The sequence below is a fragment of the Brevibacterium metallidurans genome (genome assembly GCF_037101285.1).
Lineage (GTDB): Bacteria > Actinomycetota > Actinomycetes > Actinomycetales > Brevibacteriaceae > Brevibacterium > Brevibacterium metallidurans.
Genome location: NZ_BAAAAF010000016.1, coordinates 24,156 through 46,676 on the forward strand (window position 1 = coordinate 24,156; position 22,521 = coordinate 46,676).

At 69.8% G+C, this 22,521-nt stretch carries 22 protein-coding genes; 4 read left to right on the forward strand and 18 right to left on the reverse strand.

Going from position 1 to position 22,521, the window contains the following annotated elements; all coding sequences use genetic code 11:
• Positions 1-129 precede the first annotated feature (129 nt).
• Genes AACX88_RS15370 through AACX88_RS15385 form a run of 4 tightly spaced genes read left to right on the forward strand, consistent with a single transcriptional unit; the run spans position 130 to position 3,017 of the window.
• Positions 130-1,239 carry an amidohydrolase family protein gene (locus tag AACX88_RS15370; protein WP_339393744.1) on the forward strand — a complete coding sequence of 370 codons (1,110 nt, stop codon included), beginning with the start codon at positions 130-132 and terminating at the stop codon, positions 1,237-1,239.
• On the forward strand, positions 1,223-1,597 hold the full coding sequence (locus tag AACX88_RS15375; protein WP_339393745.1) for a Rieske (2Fe-2S) protein: 375 nt from the start codon (positions 1,223-1,225) through the stop codon (positions 1,595-1,597). Before AACX88_RS15370 ends, AACX88_RS15375 begins: the two co-directional genes overlap by 17 nt.
• Positions 1,594-2,811 carry an NAD(P)/FAD-dependent oxidoreductase gene (locus AACX88_RS15380; protein ID WP_339393746.1) on the forward strand — a complete coding sequence of 406 codons (1,218 nt, stop codon included), beginning with the start codon at positions 1,594-1,596 and terminating at the stop codon, positions 2,809-2,811. Before AACX88_RS15375 ends, AACX88_RS15380 begins: the two co-directional genes overlap by 4 nt.
• Positions 2,808-3,017 carry a ferredoxin gene (locus AACX88_RS15385; RefSeq protein ID WP_339393747.1) on the forward strand — a complete coding sequence of 70 codons (210 nt, stop codon included), beginning with the start codon at positions 2,808-2,810 and terminating at the stop codon, positions 3,015-3,017. Before AACX88_RS15380 ends, AACX88_RS15385 begins: the two co-directional genes overlap by 4 nt.
• 28 nt (positions 3,018-3,045) lie before the next feature.
• Here the strand turns inward: AACX88_RS15385 and AACX88_RS15390 are convergent, their stop codons facing one another.
• The 18 genes from AACX88_RS15390 to steA all read right to left on the reverse strand — a co-directional run bounded on the left by AACX88_RS15390 (position 3,046) and on the right by steA (position 22,508).
• Positions 3,046-3,672, reverse strand: coding sequence for an L-threonylcarbamoyladenylate synthase (locus tag AACX88_RS15390; RefSeq protein ID WP_339393748.1), 627 nt, complete (start codon positions 3,670-3,672; stop codon positions 3,046-3,048).
• Between the two features lie 493 nt (positions 3,673-4,165).
• Entirely contained in the window at positions 4,166-5,257 is a 1,092-nt protein-coding gene (locus tag AACX88_RS15395) for an AI-2E family transporter (protein ID WP_339393749.1), read from the reverse strand.
• Positions 5,258-6,769 (reverse strand): ribosome biogenesis GTPase Der, encoded by a 1,512-nt coding sequence (gene der, locus AACX88_RS15400; RefSeq protein WP_339393750.1) that lies wholly within the window; start codon positions 6,767-6,769, stop codon positions 5,258-5,260.
• On the reverse strand, positions 6,766-7,425 hold the full coding sequence (gene cmk, locus AACX88_RS15405) for a (d)CMP kinase (protein WP_339393751.1): 660 nt from the start codon (positions 7,423-7,425) through the stop codon (positions 6,766-6,768). The genes der and cmk overlap by 4 nt, the downstream gene beginning before the upstream one ends.
• The gene (locus AACX88_RS15410; protein WP_339393752.1) at positions 7,422-8,519 is read right to left on the reverse strand and encodes a prephenate dehydrogenase; all 1,098 of its coding nucleotides are present in this window, start codon (positions 8,517-8,519) and stop codon (positions 7,422-7,424) included. Before AACX88_RS15410 ends, cmk begins: the two co-directional genes overlap by 4 nt.
• Positions 8,516-9,370 carry a pseudouridine synthase gene (locus AACX88_RS15415; protein ID WP_422614449.1) on the reverse strand — a complete coding sequence of 285 codons (855 nt, stop codon included), beginning with the start codon at positions 9,368-9,370 and terminating at the stop codon, positions 8,516-8,518. The genes AACX88_RS15410 and AACX88_RS15415 overlap by 4 nt, the downstream gene beginning before the upstream one ends.
• Positions 9,371-9,379: 9 nt before the next feature.
• Positions 9,380-10,021, reverse strand: coding sequence for an SMC-Scp complex subunit ScpB (gene scpB, locus AACX88_RS15420; protein ID WP_339393754.1), 642 nt, complete (start codon positions 10,019-10,021; stop codon positions 9,380-9,382).
• Positions 10,018-10,920 carry a segregation and condensation protein A gene (locus AACX88_RS15425; RefSeq protein ID WP_339393778.1) on the reverse strand — a complete coding sequence of 301 codons (903 nt, stop codon included), beginning with the start codon at positions 10,918-10,920 and terminating at the stop codon, positions 10,018-10,020. Before AACX88_RS15425 ends, scpB begins: the two co-directional genes overlap by 4 nt.
• The gene (locus AACX88_RS15430; RefSeq protein ID WP_339393755.1) at positions 10,917-11,786 is read right to left on the reverse strand and encodes a ParA family protein; all 870 of its coding nucleotides are present in this window, start codon (positions 11,784-11,786) and stop codon (positions 10,917-10,919) included. Before AACX88_RS15430 ends, AACX88_RS15425 begins: the two co-directional genes overlap by 4 nt.
• A gap of 40 nt (positions 11,787-11,826) precedes the next feature.
• On the reverse strand, positions 11,827-12,774 hold the full coding sequence (gene xerD, locus AACX88_RS15435) for a site-specific tyrosine recombinase XerD (RefSeq protein WP_339393756.1): 948 nt from the start codon (positions 12,772-12,774) through the stop codon (positions 11,827-11,829).
• Between the two features lie 6 nt (positions 12,775-12,780).
• Positions 12,781-13,458: an NUDIX domain-containing protein gene (locus AACX88_RS15440; protein ID WP_339393757.1), complete on the reverse strand. Its 678-nt coding sequence runs from the start codon at positions 13,456-13,458 to the stop codon at positions 12,781-12,783.
• Positions 13,459-13,471: 13 nt separating this feature from the next.
• On the reverse strand, positions 13,472-15,133 hold the full coding sequence (locus AACX88_RS15445) for a CTP synthase (protein WP_339393758.1): 1,662 nt from the start codon (positions 15,131-15,133) through the stop codon (positions 13,472-13,474).
• A gap of 14 nt (positions 15,134-15,147) precedes the next feature.
• Entirely contained in the window at positions 15,148-16,296 is a 1,149-nt protein-coding gene (locus AACX88_RS15450) for a glycosyltransferase (RefSeq protein ID WP_339393759.1), read from the reverse strand.
• 145 nt (positions 16,297-16,441) lie between these two features.
• Positions 16,442-17,644: a glycosyltransferase gene (locus tag AACX88_RS15455; RefSeq protein WP_339393760.1), complete on the reverse strand. Its 1,203-nt coding sequence runs from the start codon at positions 17,642-17,644 to the stop codon at positions 16,442-16,444.
• Positions 17,641-19,440, reverse strand: coding sequence for a murein biosynthesis integral membrane protein MurJ (murJ, locus tag AACX88_RS15460; protein WP_339393761.1), 1,800 nt, complete (start codon positions 19,438-19,440; stop codon positions 17,641-17,643). Before murJ ends, AACX88_RS15455 begins: the two co-directional genes overlap by 4 nt.
• Positions 19,437-20,309 (reverse strand): hypothetical protein, encoded by an 873-nt coding sequence (locus AACX88_RS15465; protein WP_339393762.1) that lies wholly within the window; start codon positions 20,307-20,309, stop codon positions 19,437-19,439. Before AACX88_RS15465 ends, murJ begins: the two co-directional genes overlap by 4 nt.
• A gap of 1 nt (position 20,310) precedes the next feature.
• Entirely contained in the window at positions 20,311-21,261 is a 951-nt protein-coding gene (locus tag AACX88_RS15470) for a copper transporter (protein ID WP_339393763.1), read from the reverse strand.
• Positions 21,258-22,508 (reverse strand): putative cytokinetic ring protein SteA, encoded by a 1,251-nt coding sequence (steA, locus tag AACX88_RS15475; protein WP_339393764.1) that lies wholly within the window; start codon positions 22,506-22,508, stop codon positions 21,258-21,260. The genes AACX88_RS15470 and steA overlap by 4 nt, the downstream gene beginning before the upstream one ends.
• Positions 22,509-22,521 lie beyond the last annotated feature (13 nt).

Sequence of the window (22,521 nt, forward strand, 5' to 3'; positions counted from 1 at the left end):
TAGCATCGGCGCCACCAGGCAGAACGGAACGGCGGTCGCGCCCGACCGGCACCCGATCGCGATCCGCTCTTGACGGCCCCTCTCGCGGATGCCACGCTGGTATTGCCATATGTATCCAATGTTGCCCATATGGCAATCAAGGAGGATCCTGTGATCGACTGCGACGTCCACAACAGCTGGACCTCGGCGGAGGTTCTGCTCGACTACCTCGACCCTGCCTTCCGGGAGTATCTCGACCGCGGCGAGATCCCCGGGCCGCGCGGGGCCTTCCCCCACGCGCATCGCCCGTGGCTCCACCCGGAGGGCTTCATGCGCTACGACGCCGTGCCCCCGTCCGGAGTGACCCCGGGTGCCGACCTGCCGTTCTTGGCCGAGCAGCTGCTCGATCGGTACTCGATCGACTATGCCGTGCTCACCGGCGACGAGAGCATCGAGGTCTCGACGCTGGCCAACCCGTACTACGCCCAGGGGGGGGCCAGCGCCTACAACGACTGGATGATCGAGAACTGGCTCTCGGCCGACCCGCGTCTGCGGGGATCTCTCAGCGTCGCACCGCAGAACCCGCAGCTCGCCGCCGCCGAGATCCGCCGCCTCGGCGACCATCCCGACATCGTCCAGGTCCTCGTCTCCAGCGGCTCCCAACGGCCGTACGGCGATCCCTTCTTCCACCCCATCTGGGAGGCCTGCGCGGAGTACGATCTGCCGTTCGCGGCCCACCTCGGCGGGCAGGGCGGTCTCAACTCCACGCCGATCGCGTGCGGTCCCACGACGTTCTTCTGGGAGACCCACGCCCTGCTCTGTGAGACCGGGATGGCGCACCTGGGCAGCACGATCGCCCACGGCGTGTTCGAGAAGTGGCCCAATGCCAGGCTGATCCTCATCGAATGCGGCGTCGCCTGGGTGCCCCCGGTCCTCTGGCGCCTCGATGAGGACTTCCGTGCGCTGCGCAAGGAGACGCCGTGGCTCAGACGCCTGCCCAGCGAGTACGCCCGCGACCACATCCGGCTGACCACTCAGCCCCTCGAGGTGCCGAACTCCCCGCAGGCGCTGTGGCCGGCGCTGGCCGACATCGGCGCCCAGGACATGCTCATGTTCGCCTCCGACTACCCGCACTGGGACTTCGACGATCCCAACTTCATCCGGCTGCCCGAGGACTGGCGTGAGGCCGTCCTCGACAGCAATGCGCGGTCGGTCTACCGACTGCCGGCACAGGAGGTCGTCGATGAGCTCGCCGGCTGAGACGAGGCGGGACGGCCATCCCGTGTGCACCGTCGACGAGCTCGTGCCCGGTCAGCGGCGGATCGTCGAGGTGGAGGGCCGGAGCATCGGCGTCTTCAACGTCGCCGGTCGGTTCTACGCCCTTCACAACGGCTGCCCGCACAAGGGCGGCGCCCTGTGCGAAGGCCCGATCTGCGGAACCACGATGCCGACCCAGGGCACGGACTTCGCATACGGTCGCGACGGCAGCATCGTCCGCTGCGCGTGGCACGGTTGGGAGTTCGACATCACCACCGGAGAGGCACTCGCCGACCCCAAGTTCAGGGCCCGCCGCTACCCCGTGAGAGTCGACGGCGACGAGGTGGTGATCGAACTGTGAGGTCTCAGCGCACCGTCATCATCGGCGGCGGCGTCGCCGCCCATCGCTGCGCGACCGTGCTGGCGGCCTCCGGTCGGGCGGGAGAGGTCACGATGATCAGCGACGAACGCACCGCACCCTATGACCGCACCCTGCTGTCGAAGGAGTTCCTCTCCGGGTTAGTCGAGGCGGACGACACTCTGCTGCAGCCGGGCGGTTACGAGGACGCCGGGGTCGAGATGGTCCTCGGACGCCGGGCTGTGGCGCTCGACCCGCAGGCGCATCGCGTCGAGCTCTCAGACCGCAGTGCGATCGGCTACGACAGTCTCGTCATCGCCACCGGGGCCCATGCCCGGCGCACGGTGCCGGGGCTCCTCACCGACCCCCGGATCCATGTGCTGCGCGATCTTCCCGACGCCCGCGCCCTGCGCAGTCAGCTTCCCGGGCTGCGACGGCTCGTCGTCATCGGCGCCGGCTTCGTCGGCTGCGAGGTCGCCTCGACCGCGGCATCCCTCGGCTGCGAGGTCGTCATCGTCGACCGCAGCGCCAGGCCGCTTGCCGCCGCGGTCGGCCATGCGGCCGCCGAGCGCATGGCGGAACGACACCATGCCAAGGGGGTGCGCTTCCTCGGCGGTCGTGCGGTCGCCCTGTGCTCGACGGACTCCGGTGTCGACGTCATGCTCGGCGACGGCACGCATCTGAGCGGCGACGCCGTGCTCGTCGGCACCGGCATCGTCCCCAACGATCGGTGGTGCCCGACGGTCACCGACCTCGTCGACGAGACCTCCCGCCTCGGCGGCATCAGCGTCGACGCCTACGGCCGCACGGGTGTCCCCGATGTCTATGCCGCCGGCGACTGCACCCGACGGTGGAGTCCCCGGACACGGTCGTGGCTGCCCGGCGGTCACTGGCGCACGGCTGCCGAGCACGGTGCGGCAGCGGCGAGGACCGTCCTGGCCGAAGGGGAGGTCGCCGACCTCGAACCGTTCGACCCTGTCCCGTACTTCTGGTCGCATCAGCACGGGCTGCTCGTGCAGTGGTTGGGTCAGGTTCCGCCGGGAACCGACATCGACAGCCTCGACGTCGAGTTCGACGACGGTGAGGCCGCCGATACGTTCATCGCCCACTACCGGCACCGGGGACGTCCCGTCGCCGCCCTCGTCGTCGGCAGGCCCCGAGAGTTCGCCGCTCTGCGGCGGGAATTCACCGTCCGACACACAGAGAGCGCAGCATGATGTCGAATCCTGAGAAGGTCACCGTCGAGGAGCCCATCTGCATCGGCTCGGGCAGCTGCGCACGGCTCGCCCCCGGCTGGTTCAGGATGGATGAGGCCCGCGGCGTCGCCGTGGTCACCGACGAGGCCGACGACAGGGACCCTGCCCGCTTGGAGCTCGCCGAACGCACGTGTCCGGTCGGGGCGATCATCATCGAGAGCACCTGAGGATCGGTGCCCGCCTCGGCGAGGAATCCTACTCGTCGAGGAAGCGGGAGACGTCACCGGCGCCGACGCGGGCGACCTCCGGGTACTTGCCCGTGAAGTCGATGACCGAGGTGGGCACGACGCCCGGGGTGCCCGACTCGATGACGACGTCGACGTCGTGGCCGATCTGGTCCATGACGTCCTCGGCCTCGGTGAGCGGGTTCTCATCGCCGGGCAGCAGGAGGGTCGAGGAGAGGATCGGCTCCCCCATCGCCTCGACGAGGGCCAGGGCCGTGGTGTTCTGCGGGATGCGGGCGCCCACCGAGTGCTTCTTCGGGTGCATCATCCGGCGCGGGACCTCCTTCGTCGCCTTCATGATGAACGTGTACGGGCCCGGCGTCATCGACTTGATCGCCCGGAAGTCCGAGTTGTCGACGATGACGAACTGCCCCAGCTGGGCGAAGTCGTGGCACATGAGGGTGAAGTGGTGCTTCGAGTTGAGCTGGCGGATGCGGGTGATGCGCTCGATGCCCTCCTTGTTCTCGAGCGCGCAGCCGAGCGCGTAGCACGAGTCCGTGGGGTAGGCGATGAGTCCGCCGTCGCGGAGGACCTCAGCGGCCTTGGTGATGAGTCGGGGCTGGGGGTTCTCGGGATGGATCTGCAGCAATGTCGCCATAGTCCATGGTAGTCACGCCTGCCGCCGATTGTCAGCGACGCCGGCAGCGGCGGCGAGGACGCAGACCGCACCCCGCCGAGGCGGTCGGCCGGCATGCGCGTCCGTGCCCCAGGCGGTAGTCGGTTCCCGAGGCAGTCGACCGGCCGGCATCCGTCCGCGCCGATCCACGCGGAGCACGGAAATCGACGCCCCCACGATCCGCCGCGACGCCGATCCACGCGAGGCTCGAAATCCGCGCCGCCCGCGACGCGGAATTCCGGCCCCGCGTGGATCGACAGAATTTCGCCGAGGCAGTCGACCGGCGGCTGGATCCGTCCGCGCGGATCCACGCGGAGCACGGAAATCGACGCCCCCGCGATCCGCCGCACCGCCGTTCCACGCCAGGCACGAAATCCGCGCCGCCCGCGACGCGGAAATCCGGCCCCGCGTGGATCGACAGAATTTCGCCGAGGCGGCCGACCGGCGACCGGGTCAGTGACCTCGGGTGTCCGGGTCAGTGGACGGGGGTGTGGGCCGTCTTGGGGTCGGAGGCGAGCAGGATGTTGACCCACCGCGCCTTCGGGTCGGCGTCGACGAGGAGCGCCTTGACGAGCAGGGTCGCCGGCAGGGCGAGCAGGGCACCGAGCCATCCGAGCACCCACACCCAGAAGAGCAGCGAGAGGAACGACACGAGCGGGGTCACCCCCACGGACTCTCCCGTGAACTTCGGCTGGATGATCGCCTGGATGACGAAGTTGAGCACGCAGTACGCGACGATCACCCACAGGGCCGACTGCCAACCGCTGTCGACGAGGGCGAGCAATGCCGGCGGGATGAGGCCGATGACGAAGCCGATGTTCGGGATGTAGTTCGTGAGGAACGCGAGCACACCCCACACCCACACGAGCGGGACGTCGATGATCGCGAGCGCCACGACGTCGAGGATCGCGACGATGAGACCGAAGATCGTCGCGACCACCCAGTAGCGGCGCACGCCGGTCGCGAACCCGCCGAGGGCCTGCGCGAGCGACGGCTTGGCGTCCCGCAGCATCCCCATCCGCATGCCCACGCCCATCGAGTCCATCGCGACGAAGAAGACCGCCATGATCACCGTGGTGAGCAGGCCGGCACCGAGGGAGATGTTCGTCAGCAGCGGGGTGATCGCGTCGAGGATCGAGCGGACGTTGAACTGCCGCAGCTGCGCCTCGAGCAGGTTCGAGGTCACCCCGAGGTCCGAGAGCATCGACATGAGGCTGTGATACGTCGCCACGAGCTCGCTGCCGTAGCTGGGGATGAGGATGACGAGTTCGGCGATCGACCACGCCGTGAGCCCGAAGAACGCCAGGATCATGAGCAGCACGAGGACGACGGACACGCACGCCCCGATCGCCCCGGGCACCCCGCGCTTGGTGAGGAACCGCTGCACGGGGTAGACGACGATGTAGAAGTTGAGCGCGAGGAAGACGGGGGCGACGATCTCCTGGAGTCCCCGGAAGAAGGTCAGAGCGTAGGCGAGGCCTGCGATGGTGAGGACGACGGCGAGGGCTCTCGCCGGCGGCCGGGCATGCCATGGTGGGGCTGCCTGCGGCTCAGCGCCTTCGCTCATCTACCGACCTCGTCTCTTCTCCCGAATCCGCATCGAGACCTCGATCGGCGTTCCCTCGAAGCCGAACGTCTCGCGCAGACGCCTGATGATGAACCGACGATACCCCGGTTCGAGGAATCCGGAGGTGAAGAGCACGAACTTCGGCGGCCGGGACTGGACCTGGGTGCCGAAGAGGATGCGCGGCTGCTTGCCTCCGCGCACCGGGTGCGGGTTCGCGGCGACGAGTTCGCCGAGGAACGCGTTGAGACGCCCGGTGGGGATGCGCTTGTCCCAGTTCTCCAGCGCGGTCTCCATCGCCGGCACGAGCTTCTCCGCGTGCCGTCCGGTCTTCGCGGAGATGTTCACCCGCGGTGCCCAGGCGACGTGGGCGAGGTCGCGTTCGATCTCGCGTTCGAGGTAGTAGCGGCGCTCCTCGTCGAGGAGGTCCCACTTGTTGAACGCGAGCACGATGGCCCGTCCCGCCTCGGCGGCGGTCGTGACGATGCGCACGTCCTGCTCGCTCAGGGGTTCCTGCGCTTCGAGGAGGACGACGGCGACCTCGGCGCGCTCGAGCGCCGTCTGCGTGCGCAGGGCGGCGTAGAAGTCCGCGCCGCTGGCCTGGTGGGCACGCCTGCGGATGCCGGCGGTGTCGACGAAGCGCCACTGCTTCCCGCCGAGCTCGATGAGTTCGTCGACGGGATCGCGGGTGGTGCCGGCGACGTTGTCGACGAGCACGCGTTCGGAGCCGACGAGCTTGTTGAGCAGGGAGGACTTGCCGACGTTGGGTCGCCCGACGAGGGCGACCCGGCGGGGTCCGCCCTCCTCGATGCGGGTCTCGACCTCGGAGACCTCGGGCAGGACGGAGATCGCCTCGTCGAGGAGGTCGGCGACGCCGCGCCCGTGCAGGGCCGAGACCGACCACGGCTGGCCGAGTCCGAGGCCCCAGAGTTCGGCGGCCATGAGCTCGCCGCGTTCGTCGTCGACCTTGTTCGCGGCGAGGATGACGGGTTTCTTCTTCTTCCGCAGCATCTTCACGACCATCTCGTCGGTGGCCGTGGGACCGGTCGTCGCGTCGACGACGAGGACGACGGCGTCGGCCATGTCGACGGCGACCTCGGACTGGATCGCGATCCGCGAGGCCATGCCCTTCGAGTCGGAGTCCCAGCCGCCGGTGTCGACGAGGGTGAAGTCCTTGCCGTTCCACTCCGCCCGGTAGCTCACCCGGTCGCGGGTGACGCCGGGAACGTCCTCGACGACGGCCTCACGGCGGCCGAGGATGCGGTTGACGAGGGTGGACTTGCCGACGTTGGGTCGGCCGACGATCGCCAGGACCGGATCGGCCCCGTGGGCCTCCTCCTCTTCGATCTCGAAGCCGAGGGTGTCGAGCAGCGCCCGGTCCTCGTCCTCGAGTTCGTAGCTCTCGAGTCCGGCCTCGAGCGCGGTCGCCCGCTGTTCGGCTTCCTCGTCGCTGATCTGCCCGAGGCGCTCGGCGAGCGCCTCGTCGGGGGTCTCGTGGAATTCCTCGTCGGTCATTCTGCGTCCTTCACCAGGTCGAGCACGGTCCCCACGACCTGCTCGAAGTTCAGATCGCTCGTGTCGAGGGTGAAGACGCCCTCGGCGGCGGTGAGGAAGCTCGTCGTGGCCGCGTCTTTCGCGTCACGGCCGGTGACCAGGTTCGCGGTGGCGGCGACCGCCTCGGCGTCGGCATTGCCGTGGACCTCCTTGGCCCGGCGGGCCACGCGGACGTCGTCGCGGGCGGTCATGAGGATGCGCACGGGCGCGTCGGGGGCGACGACGGTCGTGATGTCACGGCCCTCGACGACGATGCCGGGGGCGGCTGCCGCGATGATCTCGCGCTGCCGCTCGATGAGCTCGGCCCGGGCGTCGGTGACGGAGGAGACGGTCTGGACGTTCTCGGAGACCTCGGCGCTGCGGATCTCATCGGTGACGTCGATGCCGTCGACGGAGACGGAGAACTCGTCGGGGTCGGTGGAGATCTCGAGGTCGGCGCCGCGGACCTGTTCGAGGACGTCGACGGGATCGGTGACCCCGCGGCTGAGCGCCAGCCACGCCATCGCCCGGTACATCGCACCCGTGTCGAGGTACGCGTAGTCAAGGCGGCGGGCGACCTCCTTCGCAGTGCTCGACTTGCCGACCCCGCTGGGTCCGTCGATGGCGACGACGCTCATGTGGTTCCTTCCTTCTCGATGGCGGATTCGGGGATCCGCCATCCCAGTGACTGCAGTCCGGTCTCGAGGTCGCTCGCGTTCGCCGGCATCACCGAGACGTCGACGATGCCGAGCCGGCGCCCGGGAGCGTGGTCCATGCGGAAGTCCTCGACGTTGATGCCGAGGTCCCCGATGTCCTTGAACAGGGAGGCCAGCGTCCCCGGCGTGTCGGGGATGAGGACCGTGACGACAGCATATGCCGTCGGGGCCTGTCCGTGCTTGCCGGGGATCCGGTCGTGTCCCTCGTTGCCGTGCGCGATCGTCCGCGCGATCGCCCCGGTCGATCCGGGACCGAGTTCGAGGGCCTCGATGACCGTGTCGAGTTCGGTGCGCAGGGCCACGAGGACGGCCCTGACCTCCTCGGCGTTGCCGGCCAGGATCTGCGTCCACAGGCCCGGTTCGGAGGCGGCGATGCGGGTGACGTCGCGCAGTCCTTGACCGGCCAGGGCCACCTCGTCGAGGGGGGCATGGCGCAGCTGGGAGGCGACGAGGGAGGACACGACCTGCGGGACGTGGGAGACCTTCGCGACCGCGGCATCGTGGATGCCGGGATCGAGATGGGTCACCGAGGCGCCGGTGGCCTCGGCCATCTCCTCGACCTCGCGGAGTCGGTGGGTCGGGGTGTCGGCGTCGGAGCAGATCACCCAGGGGCGGGCGATGAAGAGGTCGGGCCGGGCCGAGATCGCCCCCGACTTCTCCCGCCCGGCCATCGGGTGGCAGCCGATGTAGCGGTCGAGCTCATCAGCGGTGACGAGGTCCGTCACGGTCTCGAGGAGACGGGTCTTGATGCTCGCGACATCGGTCACCGTCGCCCGCGGGTAGTCCCGCAGCGCCTGCGCGATGACGGCGGCGGCGACGTCGGGCGGGGTGCCGACGACGACGATGTCGGGGTCGATCGGCTCACCGGCGGTGTACGGGCGTCCCGCGCCGAGGTCGGCGGCGAGCTGCTGGGCCGTGGGCGAGGTGTCCTCGAGGGTCACCGTGTGCCCGCGCCCGGTCAGCGCCAGGCCGAGGCTCGCACCGAGCAGCCCGGTGCCGATGATGTGGACTCTCACAGGTCGACGGCCTCGAAGAGCTCGCCGATCTCGTCCGAGCGCAGGGGACGGATCTTGCCCTGCCGCTGCTCGGCGAGCGAGATCGGTCCGAACTGGGTGCGCACGAGGCGTTCGACGGGGTTGCCGATCGCTGCGAGCAGGCGGCGCACGACCCGGTTGCGTCCCGAGTGGAGGGTGAGTTCGACGACGGAGCGGCCGGGGGTGGAGTCGACGAGCCGGAACTCGTCGACCTTCACGATGCCGTCGTCGAGTTCGATGCCGGCCTTCAGCCGTGCGCTCGCGTCCTTCGCGAGCTGGCCCTTGACCTGCGCGAGGTAGGTCTTGGGGATCTCGTAGCGCGGGTGGGCGAGCCGGTTGGCGAGCTCCCCGTCGTTGGTGAGCAGGATGAGGCCCTCGGTGTCGGTGTCGAGGCGACCGACGTGGAAGATCCGCTCCGCGCGGTTGCCGACGTAGTCGGCGAGGTTCTTCCGGCCCTCGGGGTCCTTCATCGTCGAGACGACTCCCGCGGGCTTGTTGAGCGCGAGGTAGACCTTCTGCTTCGACGTGGAGATCCGCAGCGTGTCGACGTAGACGGACTGCGTCTCGGGGTCGATGCGGGTGCCGAGTTCGGTGACGATGTTCCCGTCGACCTCGACCCGGCCGTCGAGGATGAGCTGCTCGCAGGCCCGACGTGAGCCCAGTCCCGCCTCGGCGAGGACCTTCTGCAGGCGCACTCCCCCGCTGACGTGGGCGTCCGAGGTCTCACCCGTGCCGGTGGGCGCCTTCTTCGTGCTGGCGCGCTGCTTGCGGCTGGGACGGTTGCTGCGCCCGCCGGGCGCCCTGGGATCGCGGTAGGGACTCATGGGGACCATTGTCTCAAATCAATCGTCGTCTGGTGACATTCCGTCCTCGACTGTGGCGAGGACCTCGGTCTCGTCGGCTCCGAGCTCCTCGACGTCGGCGTCTTCGGGCAGGTACGGGGCGATGTCGGGCAGTTCGTCGAGGCTGACCATGCCGAGGGCGTCGAGGAACTGGTGCGTCGTCGCATAGAGCAGCGCCGAGGTGGTCGCCTCCTTCCCCGCCTCGACGATGAGTCCGCGCAGCAGCAGGGTCCGGATGACGCCGTCGACGCTGACCCCGCGGATCGCGGCGATGCGGGGGCGCGAGATCGGCTGCCGGTAGGCGATGACCGCGAGGGTCTCGAGCGCGGCCTGGGAGAGCTTCGCGCTCTGCCCGGCGGTGAGGAAGTCCTTGACGACGTCGTGGTAGTCCCCGCGGGAGTGGATGCGGAAGCCGCCTGCCACGGCCCGGATCTCGAAGCCCCGCTGCCGCCGGGCCGGCTGCCCGTCTTCCGCCGAGGAGCCGGCCGGGGCGCCGTCGTAGTCGCGGGAGAGCTCGGCGATCGCCTCGGTCACCGTGTCCTCGTCGATGCCGAGGGCCGCGGCGAGTTCCGCGGTCGAGACCGCGGCGTCGCTGACCATGAGCACGGCTTCGATGCCGGAGAGGATCTCGTCGTCGATCATGCGCTGCCGTCCTTGTCGTCTGTCCCCGCCGAGGCGGTCGCGTCGTCGTTCTCCCCCGCCGAGGCGGTGCTCTCGTCCTCCTCGGCGCTCCAGGTACCCTCCGTGCGGAGGTCGACGCCGTCCTCTGGGGTCTCGGTCCGGGAGATGAGGAGCTGGCCCAGCGGCTCGTCCTGCGTGAAGTCGCAGAGGCCGACCTTGAAGAGCTCGAGGAGGGCTAAGAACCGGGCGACGATGACGAGCGTGTTCTGCGCAGAGTCGAGGAGGTCCTGGAAGTCGACCTCGCCGGAGCGCAGCAGCCCGAGGATGTGCCCGCGCTGCTCGGAGACGCTGACGAGCGGCAGGTGGATGTGGTCGACGGCGACCGTGGGCGGGGTGTGGTCGCGTTGGAGGACGGTCGCGAACAGGGAGGCGAGCTCACCGGGGCCGATGCTCAGCTCGAGCGGCGGGAGGACGTCCTGGAACTCCTCCTCGAGTCCGACGGCACGGGGCACGCGGATCGACCCGGCCGTCATCGCCTCGGAGAGGAACCCGCTCACGGCCTTGTACGCCTTGTACTGCAGAAGCCTGGCGAAGAGGAGGTCGCGGGCTTCGAGGAGTTCGAGGTCGAGCTCCTCCTCCCCTTCCTCATGGGGCAGGAGCCGGGCGGTCTTGAGGTCGAGCAGGGTCGCGGCGACGAGGAGGAACTGGGAGATCTCGGCGAGGCTCGCCCCGCTTCCCTCGTCCCCCAGTTTCGTCGTGTACGCGATGAACTCGTCGGTCACCTCGGCGAGCGCGATCTCCGTGATGTCGAGACGGCGCTTGGAGATGAGCCCGAGGAGGAGGTCGAAGGGGCCGGAGAAGTTCTCCAGCTCGACCTGGAAGCCGTGCTCCGCGGCCTCCTCGGTGACAGCCTCGCTCAGGGCGCGCCTCCGCGGGCGATGAGCTCCCTGGCCAGGCGCCGGTACGCCTCGGAGCCGGGATGCTTCGGGGCGAAGCTCGTGATCGGTTCGGCCGCGACGGAGGCGTCGGGGAACTTCACGGTGCGGTTGATGACGGTGTCGAAGACCTTGTCGTCGAAGGCCTCGGACACGCGCGTCATCACCTCCTTCGAGTGCAGGGTCCGCGAGTCGAACATCGTCGCGAGGATCCCGTCGATCTCAAGCGAGGGGTTGAGCCGGTCCTGGACCTTCTCGATCGTCTCGACGAGGAGGGCGACGCCGCGCAGGGCGAAGAACTCGGTCTCGAGCGGGATGATGACGCCGTGGGCTGCGGTGAGCGCGTTGACGGTGAGCAGACCGAGTGAGGGCTGGCAGTCGATGAGGATGACGTCGTATTCGCCTGCGACCTTCGCGAGTGCCCGGGAGAGGACCTGTTCGCGGGCGACCTCGCCGACGAGCTGGACCTCGGCCGCGGAGAGGTCGATGTTCGCGGGCAGGACGTCGATGTTGTCGAAGTCGGTCTCGACGATGACCTCGTGCGGGTCGAGGCGGGGGTTCATGAGCAGGTTGTAGACGCTGATGTCGAGATCGTAGGGGTTGATGCCCAGTCCCACGGACAGGGCACCCTGCGGGTCGAAGTCGACGAGGAGCATCTTGCGGCCGTACGCGGCCAGAGAGGCACCGAGGTTGATCGACGAGGTCGTCTTCCCGACCCCGCCCTTCTGGTTGACCATGGCGATGATGCGGGCGGGACCGTGCGAGTCCAGGGGTGCTGGTTCGGCGAAGTCCTCGGCTCCCGCCGTGGGGGACTTCACTGCGGACAGATCCAACGCCTGTTGCGGATTCATCACTCGGTCGGCCACCTTTCGTTGCGTGCTGAGACCAACCCTACCGCGCTCGGGGGTGCGAGGTGGCGTAGACCTCGCGCAATGTTTCCTCCGACACCTTCGTGTAGATCTGCGTCGTCGTCACCGAGGCGTGGCCGAGCAGCTCCTGGACGACGCGGATGTCCGCCCCGCCCTCGAGGAGGTGGGTGGCGAACGAGTGCCGGAACGTGTGCGGGAACACCTCGGTGCCCACCCCGGCGAGCTCACCGGCCCGCCCGACGATCTTCCACGCCGTCTGCCGGGACATCCGGGTGCCGCGGGCGTTGAGGAACAGGGCCCCTGCCGGGGTGCCGGCCTTCGCCTTCGCCGCCATCCCCGGGCGCACCCGGGTCACCCAGGCCCCGAGCGCCGCCTGGGCATGCGAGCCGAAGGGGACGATCCTCTCCTTCCCGCCCTTGCCGTAGAGGCGGATGAGTCCGGTCTCCAGGTCGATGTCGTCGAGGTCGGCGCCGACGGCCTCGGAGATCCGGGCACCTGTGGCGTAGAGGAGTTCGAGGAGGGCTGCGGCCCGGATCTGCGCGGGTTCCTCCCCGCCGGTGGTCGCGAGCATCGCCTCGATCGCTGCCACCGACAGCGCCTTCGGCAGCCGCAGTCCCTCCCGGGGCGGGCTGACCTCGGATGCCGGGTCGGTCCCCGTGAGGCCGTCGGCGGCGGCGAAGGAGTGGAACCGGCGGACGGCGACGAGGGCGCGGGCGCGGGTGCGCGGGGCGAGACCGGAGTCCTGGAGGTGCAGGGCGAAGTCCTCGACGTGGGTGCGGCTGACCTCGCCGAGGCGCTCGACCCCGGCGTCTGCCAGCCACGTCCCGTACCTCCCGAGGTCACGGGCATAGGCGTCGATCGAGTTGAGTGAGAGCCCGCGTTCGAAGCGCAGGGATGCGAGGTAGGCTCCGATGTCGCGGGCGATCGCCGCAGGCAGCTCGGGGAGGAGTTCGGCGCCGTGCCGGGCCATGCGGGTCTAGGAGTCCGCGTCGGTCGACTGACCGGCCGGCGGGGTGTCACGGCCGTCGACGAGAAGACGGGGCGCGTCGAAACTGCGCGTGCGCGTCGGCCGGCCGGCCGCCTCGGCGGCTAAGACATTGCTCACCTGGAGGATCGCGAGCTGGGCGACGGCATTGGTGATCCTGCCCTCGCCGATCGCGGTGAGCGCCTCGTCGAGGCTGACCCACCGGTAGACGAACCCGGCCTCCTCGTCGCTGCGCTCATGCTGGTCCGCGGCGGGAACCAGGCTGAGCCCACGGGCAAGGTAGAGGCGGATGGATTCGCTGCTGCCCCCGGGTGACAGCGCCGAGTCGGAGAGGACCTCCCAGCGGGCGGCGGTGAGGTCGGCCTCCTCGGCGAGTTCGCGTTTGGCGGCGGTGAGCGGGTCCTCGCCGGGGATGTCGAGCAGGCCCGCGGGGACCTCCCACAGGCGCGCCCGGACGGGGTGGCGGTACTGCTGGACGAGGAGGAGGCGATCCTCCGCGTCGACGCACGCGACGGCAACGGCCCCGGTGTGGGCCATGAGGTCGCGGACGAGGCCTGCGGCTTCGGGCAGGTCGAAGGTCTCACGCCGGATCGTCCACACGGCGCCCCGATACACCTCGTCGGAGGCAGTGATCTCCGGGGTGAACGGGACGTCGTGCAGATCGCTCATCGGCGCCCGGCCCTCACTTCTGCTTCAGGGCTGCGGCGACGAGCCCCGCGAAGAGCGGGTGCGGCTTCGTCGGACGAGACTTGAGCTCGGGGTGGGCCTGGGTCGAGACGTAGTACGGGTGCTCGGACTCGGGCAGCTCGACGAATTCGACGAGCTCGCCGTTGGGCGAGGTGCCCGAGAACTTCAGCCCCGCCTCGGCGAGGTCGTCGCGGTAGGCGTTGTTGACCTCGTAGCGGTGACGGTGGCGTTCGCTGATGTCGGTCGAGCCGTAGGTCTCGGCGACGACGCTGCCCTCGTCGAGCTTCGCCCGGTAGGTGCCCAGGCGCATCGTGCCGCCGAGGTCGCCCTCGCCGTCGACGATCGACATCTGCTCGGCCATCGTCGCGACGACCGGGAACTTCGTGTCGGGGTCGAACTCCGAGGACGAGGCGCCCTCGATGCCGGCGACGTTGCGTGCGTACTCGATGACCATGCACTGCAGGCCCAGGCACAGGCCGAGGGTCGGGATGTTGTTCTCGCGGGCGAACTTCAGGGCACCGACCTTGCCTTCGATGCCGCGGATGCCGAAGCCTCCGGGGATGCAGATCGCGTCGAGGCCGCCCAGGACGGCGGCCGCCTCGGCGTCGGATTCGCAGCCGTCGGACTGGATCCATTCGATCCGGACCTTCGCGTCGTTGGCGAACCCGCCGTGGCGCAGCGCCTCGGTGACGGACAGGTAGGCGTCGGGCAGGTCGATGTACTTGCCGACGACGCCGATCGTCACCTCGTGGGCGGGCTGGTGTACGCGGTCGAGGACCCAGTCCCACTTCGTCCAGTCGACGTCGCGGAAGGGCAGGTTGAGGCGGCGGATGACGTAGACGTCGAGGCCGCCGTCGTGGAGGACCTTGGGGATGTCGTAGATGCTGCGGGCGTCGACGCAGGACACGACCGCTTCGAGATCGACGTCGCACGAGGAGGCGATCTTGCCGCGGATCGAGTCGGGCAGCTCTCGATCGGAGCGGAGCACGATCGAGTCGGGCTGGATGCCGATCGAGCGAAGGGCCGCCACCGAGTGCTGGGTCGGCTTCGTCTTCAGCTCACCCGAAGGCCCGAGGTAGGGCACGAGGGAGACGTGGATGAAGAAGACGTTGTCGCGGCCGACGTCGTGGCGGACCTGGCGGGCGGCCTCGAGGAACGGCTGGGACTCGATGTCGCCGACGGTGCCGCCGATCTCGGTGATGATGACATCGGGACGGTCCTCGGCGGGACGTTCGGCCTGGGCGCGCATCCGGGACTTGATCTCGTCCGTGATGTGCGGGATGACCTGGACCGTGTCGCCGAGGTAGGCGCCGCGGCGCTCCTTGGCGATGACCGAGGAGTAGACCTGACCGGTCGTGACGTTCGCGGCCCCGTCGAGGTCGATGTCGAGGAAGCGCTCGTAGTGGCCGATGTCGAGGTCGGTCTCCGCTCCGTCCTCGGTGACGAAGACCTCACCGTGCTGGAACGGATTCATCGTGCCCGGATCCACATTGAGGTAGGGGTCGAGCTTCTGCATGGCGACCTTGATGCCGCGCTGTGTGAGCAGGTGTCCGAGGCTCGATGCCGTCAGACCCTTGCCGAGAGAGGAGGCGACGCCTCCCGTGACGAAGATGTGCTTTACTGTGTTCGGCTCAGTCGGCCCGGTTCGATTCACCACGGAATTTGATTCTATCAAACTCGGCTTGCCGACTTCGACCGGGCCTCGACCTCGGCGTAGAGACCGAGCAGGCTCGCGGCGATCTCTGAGGGGCTGTCGACGTCGATGACCCGCTTCTTCGCTGCGATCGCCTGGGCTCCGCGTGCGGACGGGTCGTCGAGAAGATGATTGATCTCACGCAGCAGGGCGTCGGTGTCGTCGGCGGGCACGATGTCGGCCGCGTCACCCCAGATGCCGGCGCGGCGTTCGGCGCCGATGAAGACGGTGGGCTTGGCCAGCTGCATGAGGTCCTCGTGGCTCAGGCCCGTCATCTGCTCGGCGGCGATGACGACGTCGGCGGCCGCGACGACGTCGACGAGGTCACCGGTCGGGGCGACGATGACGCCGCGGTCTGAGAACGCCCGGGCGATCTGGCGGCGGTCGCGTCCGGTGCCGGTGAGCACGAAGACGACCCGGCGGTCGGGGCGGCGCCGGTTGATCTGGTCGGCGGCGTCGAGGACGGTCGCGAGCGCCGTGTGGTCCTTGAGTGCGATGGGGCTCGCGACCATCCACGTGCCCTCGTCGATGCCGAGTTCGCGGCGCACCTGCGCGCGGGAGGCGGTGACCGTGAGGTCGGAGTCGATGTCGGGGGTGACGAGTTCGGCGCGTTCGGTCAGCGGCACGGAGCCGGAGAACCATTCGACGACGGGTTCGGTCGTGCCGAGGACCGCGCTGGCGGTGCGGGCGACGATCTCCGCCCCGGTCTTCTCGATGACGTCGGCGGGGTCGAAGTTCTCGATCGTGCCGACGGCCCGGGGGCTCAGCCGCGAGGGCAGGCCCGTGAAGCCGAGTCCCGAGAGGGTGGCCGCGTGGAGGCCGTGACCGTGGACGATGTCGACGTGCGGGTAGATCTTGTGGAGGGTGAACGCCGAGGCGGGATCGGAGGGTGAGAGGCGGCGCTTGGCGCTCAGCTCGATCTCCCGGTAGTTCTCGACCAGGTCCGCGGGCACCTCGAGGGTCTCCAGGATCGAGGAGTGGGCGGCGAGGGCGACCTGGTGGCCGGCGCGCAGGTGACCGATGACGGCGAGCTTCGCCACTTCGGCGACGGGTTCCGTGGTGTCGGCGAGCACGTGGAGGATCCGTGTCTGCGTGCTCAGCGGCTCGATCTGATCGGTCTCGGTCATTCCCTCGTCCTTCTCGTTGGTGTGTCTCTAGCCTACCTGGGAGACGGCACCGTTTCGGGCAGCGGCCGCATCAGCCTACCTGCCGGTATCCGTGCTGGCTCAGCGCGCGGAAATCGCGGGGATCGAGAGCGCGGTGTCGGCCGGCTCAGCGCTCGGTGTCAGCCTCGGCGTAGACGGCGAGGAGCTCGGCGGCGACGGCGGCTTCGTCGGGCAGCTCACGGCCGCGGTTGCGGGCCCGCTCCCCCAGTTCCTCGCGCAGCTCCGGGTCGGCGGCGAGGGTCCGGATCGCCTCGGCGAGCGCCGCGTCGTCGTCGGACTCGATGAGGACACCGGCGTCGGCGACGAGCTCCGGGGTCCCGCCGGTCGCCGTGGCGACGATCGGCTGCCCGGTGATGAGCGCCTCCTGGAGGACGAGGGCGCGGGCCTCCCACACGCTCGTGAGCACGTAGATGTCCGCGGCGGCACCGAGCTCGGCGATGTCCTGGCGGGCGCCGAGGAAATGGAGAGCCGGCAGCGCCGAGGCGGCCGCGGCCTCGGCGTACTGTGCACGGATGTCGGCGAGCACGGTCTCATCCGCGGCCCCGGCGACGAGGACGACGATCTCGCGTCGGTCCGCTGCCTCGGCGTCGTCCACGCCGTCGGCCCGGTCTGCGTCGACGTCGCGGCGGTGGTCCGCGTCCGCGCCGAGGCGGGTCAGGGCGCGCACGAGCATGCCGTAGTTCTTCTGCGGGGCGACCCGGCCGACGGCGAGGACGATGACGGCGTCGACGGAGAACCCGAACTGCGCGGCCAGCGCGCGGCGGGTCGCTGCCGCCTCGGCGGGGGTGACGGTGCGCACGGCGGGGGCTGCGGCCGGGGCGAAGCGGGCGTCACGGGCGCCGAGCTCGTGGGCGCGGACGACGAGGTCGGTGCTCGCGGCGAGCGTGAGATCGGCGCTGCGGGCGAGCAGACGTTCGATCCCCGTCTCGACGCTTCCGCGCACCCCGGTGCCCGAGGCGCGGTTGTGGAGGCTGACGATGAAGCGCGGTCGGGGGCGCAGCAGCCGGGTGGCGAGGTAGGCGAGCAGGCCCGCGCGGAAGCCGTGCGCGTGGACGACATCGGGGCCGAAGCCGCGCAGGATGCGGCGCAGCCGGGCGACGAGCACGGTGTCGCGCGGGTCGACGCCGGTGCCGACCTCGAGGGCGGCGAAGCGCACCCCGGGCAGGGCGGAGAAGCCGAAGTGCTCATCGGTCTCCGCCGGTCCGATGACGCCGACCTCGTTGCCGGCGGCGGCGACGTCGCGGGCCAGGGCCCGCACATGCGTGCCGACCCCCCCCGTCGAGGTGCCGATGACGTAGACGATCCTCATGGTCTCTCCTCATCAGAGTCCGACTGGGGTCCGGGGGCGGCGCCCGGAGCGGCGCCGGGTGCGGTGCCGGGCGTCGACGGCGGGATGCCGGGGCCCTCGTGGTCGGGGCCGGGTTCGGGAACGGTCGGCACGGCCGGGTCCTGGGCGGGCGGGGCCTGCCGGCGGGACGCGAGCATGCCGCGCACCTCGGCGATGTAGCTGCGATCGAGGAGGTGAAGGCCTGCGAACACGAGGACCCCGACGAGGGCTGCGAGGACGCCGACGATGACCGAGGGCACGGCGGCCGTGCCGAGCAGGCCCGTGAGCCACCACGCGACGAGGACGCCGATGCCCGAGGCGACCGCGGCGGCACCGAGGGAGCGCAGACCCCGGCGGAGGAGACCGCGCAGAGCCTCGGGGCCGAGGACCCGACGGATCGAGACGAGCAGCGATACGGCGGCCGCACTCATGCCGATGACATAGCCCAGACAGATCGCCACGAGCGTGCGGCCGGGACTGCCGGCCGCCTCGGTGAGGGCGATCGCCGCGACCATGCCGACGATGACGAGGACCCACCCGGTCGTCGTCGCGACAGCGGCGTGCCGGGAGCGCTCGAGGGCGTAGAAGATCCGCGATCCCCACGCGATGAACGACCAGCCGGGCACGGCGAGGGCCATGACCATGATCGCTGTGCTCATCGCCGAGAACGGTGCGGCGTCCTTCCCGCCGACGGCGTCGATGGCGGTGAAGAACGACTGCAGGGGGCCGGCGGCGCTGAAGAGGATGACGGTGCCGAGGAGTCCGATGGTGACGATGACCGCCGAGGTGGTCGCCGTCATCGACCGCAGCCGCACTCCCGCGCCCGCCCGATCCTCCGGGGGCAGCTCGGCGTCCTTGGTCCGCCCGACCCAGGTCGACAGGGTCGGGAACATCACCGTGACCACGGGGATCGCAAGGACGGCGTAGGGCAGGAGGTAGACGGCGTTGATGTAGTTGAAGAGGACGAACGTGCCGGTTCCGCCGGATCGGTTGGACAGGAGCATCGTGACGAGCACGGCACCCTGCTGGGCGAGCAGTGCAGTCATTCCGGCCCCGGCCAGGCGCAGTGCCCGGTGGGCCACCCCGGGTGGGAAGACCCAGGTGGGGCGGATGCTCAGTCCCGTGCTGCGCATGGGCAGGGCCAGCGGGAGGGCGAGGGCGGCGACACCGGCGGTGGTCCCCCAGCCGAGCCACCCGATGTGGGTCTCCCACGTGGCATCCGTGCCGCCGACGCTGCGGTAGGTGATGTAGGAGCCGATGACGACGAGGCTCGAGAGCAGTGGGGCGAAGGCCGGCCAGAGGAACTTCCGGTGGGCCTGGAGGACACCGGTGAGGACCGCGCCGATGCCGTAGAGGACGAGCTGCGGGGAGAACATGAGGAGGAACGCGGCCGTGGCGACCTGTTCGTCTCCCGCGCGGGGCACGAGGAGGGCGGCGATCGGCTGGGCGAAGACGGCGAGGATGACCGACAGGGGCAGAGTCACGCTCACCGCCCAGGTCAGCAACGCCGAGGCGATGCGGCCCGCCGTGACCCGGTCCGAACGGGCGAGCGGGATCGCAAGGAGCGGGATGATCGCTCCGGCCAGAGCGCCGCCGGCGACGACCTCGAAGAGGATGTTCGGCACCTGGTTGGCGCTCTGGTATGCGGTGCCGACGGTGCCGGCGCCGACGGACCCGGAGAAGACGAGCCACCGGAGGAACCCGACGAGTCGGGTGATGAGGGTGATGACCGAGACGAGCAGCGCCGCGGAGGCGAAGACCCGTACCAGCTTATTCACTTCACCGCTCGCCCGAAGGCGTCGATCTCGCGCAGTCCGGGGGTGGATTCGATGACGGTGGTGAAGGAGGCCTTCTCGCTGGCCAGGGTGAGTCCGACGAGGACGGCGAGGACGACGGCGCGCTGTCTGGGCGTCAGGTTCGCAGAGAGAGTCGTGCCGATGGCGGCACCGAGCGCATTGGCGCCGGTGTCGCCGAGCATGACGGACCCGTCGAGGTCATCGGGCCACGCGGCGATGCTCGTGCCCGTGACCACGGCGGTCGGCACGCAGGTGACGTGCCGCTGGTGCGGCATGAGACCTCCGACGAGGAGCCCGGCCTTGAGCGCGCGACCGGGGCGGAGGTCGAGGAGGTTGAAGAGGTTCGCGGTGCCGGCGATGACGCCGCCGGTGACGACGGTCTCGACCGCTGCCTGCCACCAGGACCGTTCCTGAACCGGGTGCACCCAGTCGAGCAGTCCGTGACGGCGGTCGGCCTCTGAGCCGAGGACGGCGGCGGCGATGATCGCGGCGACGGGGATGCCGGTGACCTTGATCGCCCCGGTCGTGATCTCACCGTGGGCCAGAGCGCTGAGGTGGCCGCGCAGACCCTTCGACGACCCGGATTCCATGAAGTCGTCGACGGCGCCGAGGGCACCGGAGACCGAGGTCGCGAGCAGGGTGGCCGCGCGCTGGCGGGGGTCCTCGATGAGGACGCTGCCGGCGAGGAGACCCGCGGTCACGGCGGGTCCTTCGACGAGGGAGACATCGCGTCCGGCGTGGTTGGTCCGCACGGTCGAGCGGTGGGTGCGCAGCGGCGAGTGGAGCACGGCTTTCGTCACGCCGTAGCCGATGAGTCCGGCGACGGCGGAGGACACGAGGGTGCGGATCATGTCAGACCTTCCCGGGCAGGATCGATTCGGCGTCAGAGGCGAAGCCGAAGTGGCCGTGGGTGCCGGCGTTGCCGGCGGCGATCGCGCGGACCGTGATGATGGCGCCGGCGCTCAGGCCCAGCCCGTCGACGGTGGAGGCGCGGGACTTCTCGGTGCGGAGCACGGAGACGAGGCCGTTCTGCGCCGAGGCGGCGTCGCCGGCGACGACGACGGACTTCGCCTCCGCGGTCAGGGCGTTGACGAACTCGGTGATGATGTCGCGGGTCGCCTGGTCGTTCGTGGCGTCGGGGCTCGGCTTCGTCTCGTCGGCGAGCTGGGAGTCCTCGTCGTCGATGATGACGAAGAGGTCGGTGGTCTTGTGGTCGGTGTCGGTGCGCAGACGGCCGGCGTCGACGAAGGCGGTGAAGAGCTCCCCGGCCTTGGCCTGCGCGTCGTCGCGGTCCTTGCCTTCGGCGAGCATCGAGGCCTTGCCGGTCAGGGCGATGACGAGCGCCGAGCGGATGGCTGTGGCATCGTCCTGCGGCAGGGTGGGCACGATGCCGCGCAGGGTGGTGAGGAAGTCCCCGGCGCCGCTGACGCTGAGTGCGTCGTCGACGAAGGAGACGTCGCCGGCGATCGTGCCGCCTGCCTCCTTGATGCGGTTGCTCACCTGTTCGACCTGCTCCTGCTGGGCGTCGGGGGCGGAGATCATCGTGATCGTCGTGCCCTTGAGGGTGTCGCCGATGAGTTCGGGGGCTGCGGCGGTGACGAAGTCGTTCTGCTTGTCGATGTTGCCGTTGGCGGCCTCGAGCTTCCCGCGCAGGTCGTCGCGGTCGGTGCGCAGGGCGTCGACCTGGCTCTGCAGAGACTCGCCGATCGGCTCCTTGAGGGGGCCGGCGCCGAGGACGATGCCCACGGCGAGGGCGAGGAAGACCGAGACGAGGGAGACGAGGTGGTAGCGGAAGTCGATCACTTGAGTGTCCTTGAGTCGAGTCCGGCCCAGAACGCGCCGGCGGAGTCGGAGGTCACAGCGGGGTCGCCGCCGAACAGGGAGCCGATCCACCCGAAGACGCTGTCGAGCTGGGCGGCGATGAGTCCGAGGAACGTCTGCCCGGCCGCGGTCGCGGTGAGTGCGACGCCGAGGGCGACGAGACCGGCGATGATGAGCACGGTGAGCTGGAGGCTGGAGATCCGCTGCCGGTAGAGCAGGGACACGCCTTTGGCGTCGATGAGCTTCGAGCCCACGCGCAGTCGGGTGAGGAACGTCGAGGCCATGCCCTTGCGTCCCTTGTCGAGGAACTCCATGAGGGTGTCGTGGGTGCCGACGGCGACGATGAGGTCCGCGCCTTTGTCGTCGGCGAGCAGCATTGCGATGTCCTCGCTCGTGCCGGAGGCGGCGAAGGCCACGCAGTCGACGCCGAGGGCCTGGACCCGCTCGGTGCCCGGGGCGTGGCCGTCACGGTAGGCGTGGACGACGATCTCGGCCCCGGAGGTGAGCGCGGAGTCGGAGACGGAGTCCATGTCGCCGACGATCATGTCGGGTTTGTAGCCGGCTTCGAGGATCGCATCGGCACCGCCGTCGACGCCGATGAGCAGGGGCCGGTACTCCCGGATGTAGGAAGCGAGGATCGCGAGATCCTCTTTGTAGTGGTAGCCGCGGACGACGATGAGGGCGTGGCGGCCGCTGAAGTCGGTGCGGACGTCTGGGACGACGAGTTCGGCGGAGAGGAGGTCGGAGTCCTTGCGGATGTACTCGATGGTGTTGTCGACGAAGTCGACGAGCACGGAGTTCATGCCGGCTTCGGCTTCGTGCATGTCCTCGGCGATGGTCTCCGGGGTCTGGAAGACGCCGGAGGCCACCTCGGTGCCGCCCAGGTAGACGGTGCCCGAATCGATGCTGATCTCGTCGCCTTCTGCCACCGTGTCGAAGATCTCAGCCCCGGTGGCGTCGATGAGCGGGATGCCCGCGTCGACGATGATCCCGGGGCCCAGGTTCGGGTAGCGGCCGGAGATCGACTTGTCCGCGTTGATCACGGCGACGGGGCGGCACGCGACGAGCGCCTCGGCGGAGACGCGGTCGATGTCGGAGTGCTTGATGATCGCGATGTCACCGGGGGCCAAGCGCTTCGTGAGGTCCTTCGTCCGTCGGTCGAGCTTGGCCGGGGCCGCATCGGACCGGGTCGGGACAGGGGGGTTCTCCCGTAGTCTGCGCGCTTTCATGGTTCGCCTATTC

What these genes read in the sequence shown, in the direction of transcription:
- AACX88_RS15370 (WP_339393744.1), top strand. Translation starts at nt 130, where the DNA reads ATGGCAATCAAGGAGGATCCTGTGATCGACTGCGACGTCCACAACAGC.
- AACX88_RS15375 (WP_339393745.1), top strand. Translation starts at nt 1,223, where the DNA reads ATGAGCTCGCCGGCTGAGACGAGGCGGGACGGCCATCCCGTGTGCACC.
- AACX88_RS15385 (WP_339393747.1), top strand. Translation starts at nt 2,808, where the DNA reads ATGATGTCGAATCCTGAGAAGGTCACCGTCGAGGAGCCCATCTGCATC.
- AACX88_RS15390 (WP_339393748.1), bottom strand. Translation starts at nt 3,672, where the DNA reads ATGGCGACATTGCTGCAGATCCATCCCGAGAACCCCCAGCCCCGACTC.
- AACX88_RS15395 (WP_339393749.1), bottom strand. Translation starts at nt 5,257, where the DNA reads ATGAGCGAAGGCGCTGAGCCGCAGGCAGCCCCACCATGGCATGCCCGG.
- der (WP_339393750.1), bottom strand. Translation starts at nt 6,769, where the DNA reads ATGACCGACGAGGAATTCCACGAGACCCCCGACGAGGCGCTCGCCGAG.
- cmk (WP_339393751.1), bottom strand. Translation starts at nt 7,425, where the DNA reads ATGAGCGTCGTCGCCATCGACGGACCCAGCGGGGTCGGCAAGTCGAGC.
- AACX88_RS15415 (WP_422614449.1), bottom strand. Translation starts at nt 9,370, where the DNA reads ATGGTCCCCATGAGTCCCTACCGCGATCCCAGGGCGCCCGGCGGGCGC.
- scpB (WP_339393754.1), bottom strand. Translation starts at nt 10,021, where the DNA reads ATGATCGACGACGAGATCCTCTCCGGCATCGAAGCCGTGCTCATGGTC.
- AACX88_RS15430 (WP_339393755.1), bottom strand. Translation starts at nt 11,786, where the DNA reads ATGAATCCGCAACAGGCGTTGGATCTGTCCGCAGTGAAGTCCCCCACG.
- xerD (WP_339393756.1), bottom strand. Translation starts at nt 12,774, where the DNA reads ATGGCCCGGCACGGCGCCGAACTCCTCCCCGAGCTGCCTGCGGCGATC.
- AACX88_RS15440 (WP_339393757.1), bottom strand. Translation starts at nt 13,458, where the DNA reads ATGAGCGATCTGCACGACGTCCCGTTCACCCCGGAGATCACTGCCTCC.
- AACX88_RS15450 (WP_339393759.1), bottom strand. Translation starts at nt 16,296, where the DNA reads ATGACCGAGACCGATCAGATCGAGCCGCTGAGCACGCAGACACGGATC.
- AACX88_RS15455 (WP_339393760.1), bottom strand. Translation starts at nt 17,644, where the DNA reads ATGAGGATCGTCTACGTCATCGGCACCTCGACGGGGGGGGTCGGCACG.
- AACX88_RS15465 (WP_339393762.1), bottom strand. Translation starts at nt 20,309, where the DNA reads ATGATCCGCACCCTCGTGTCCTCCGCCGTCGCCGGACTCATCGGCTAC.
- steA (WP_339393764.1), bottom strand. Translation starts at nt 22,508, where the DNA reads ATGAAAGCGCGCAGACTACGGGAGAACCCCCCTGTCCCGACCCGGTCC.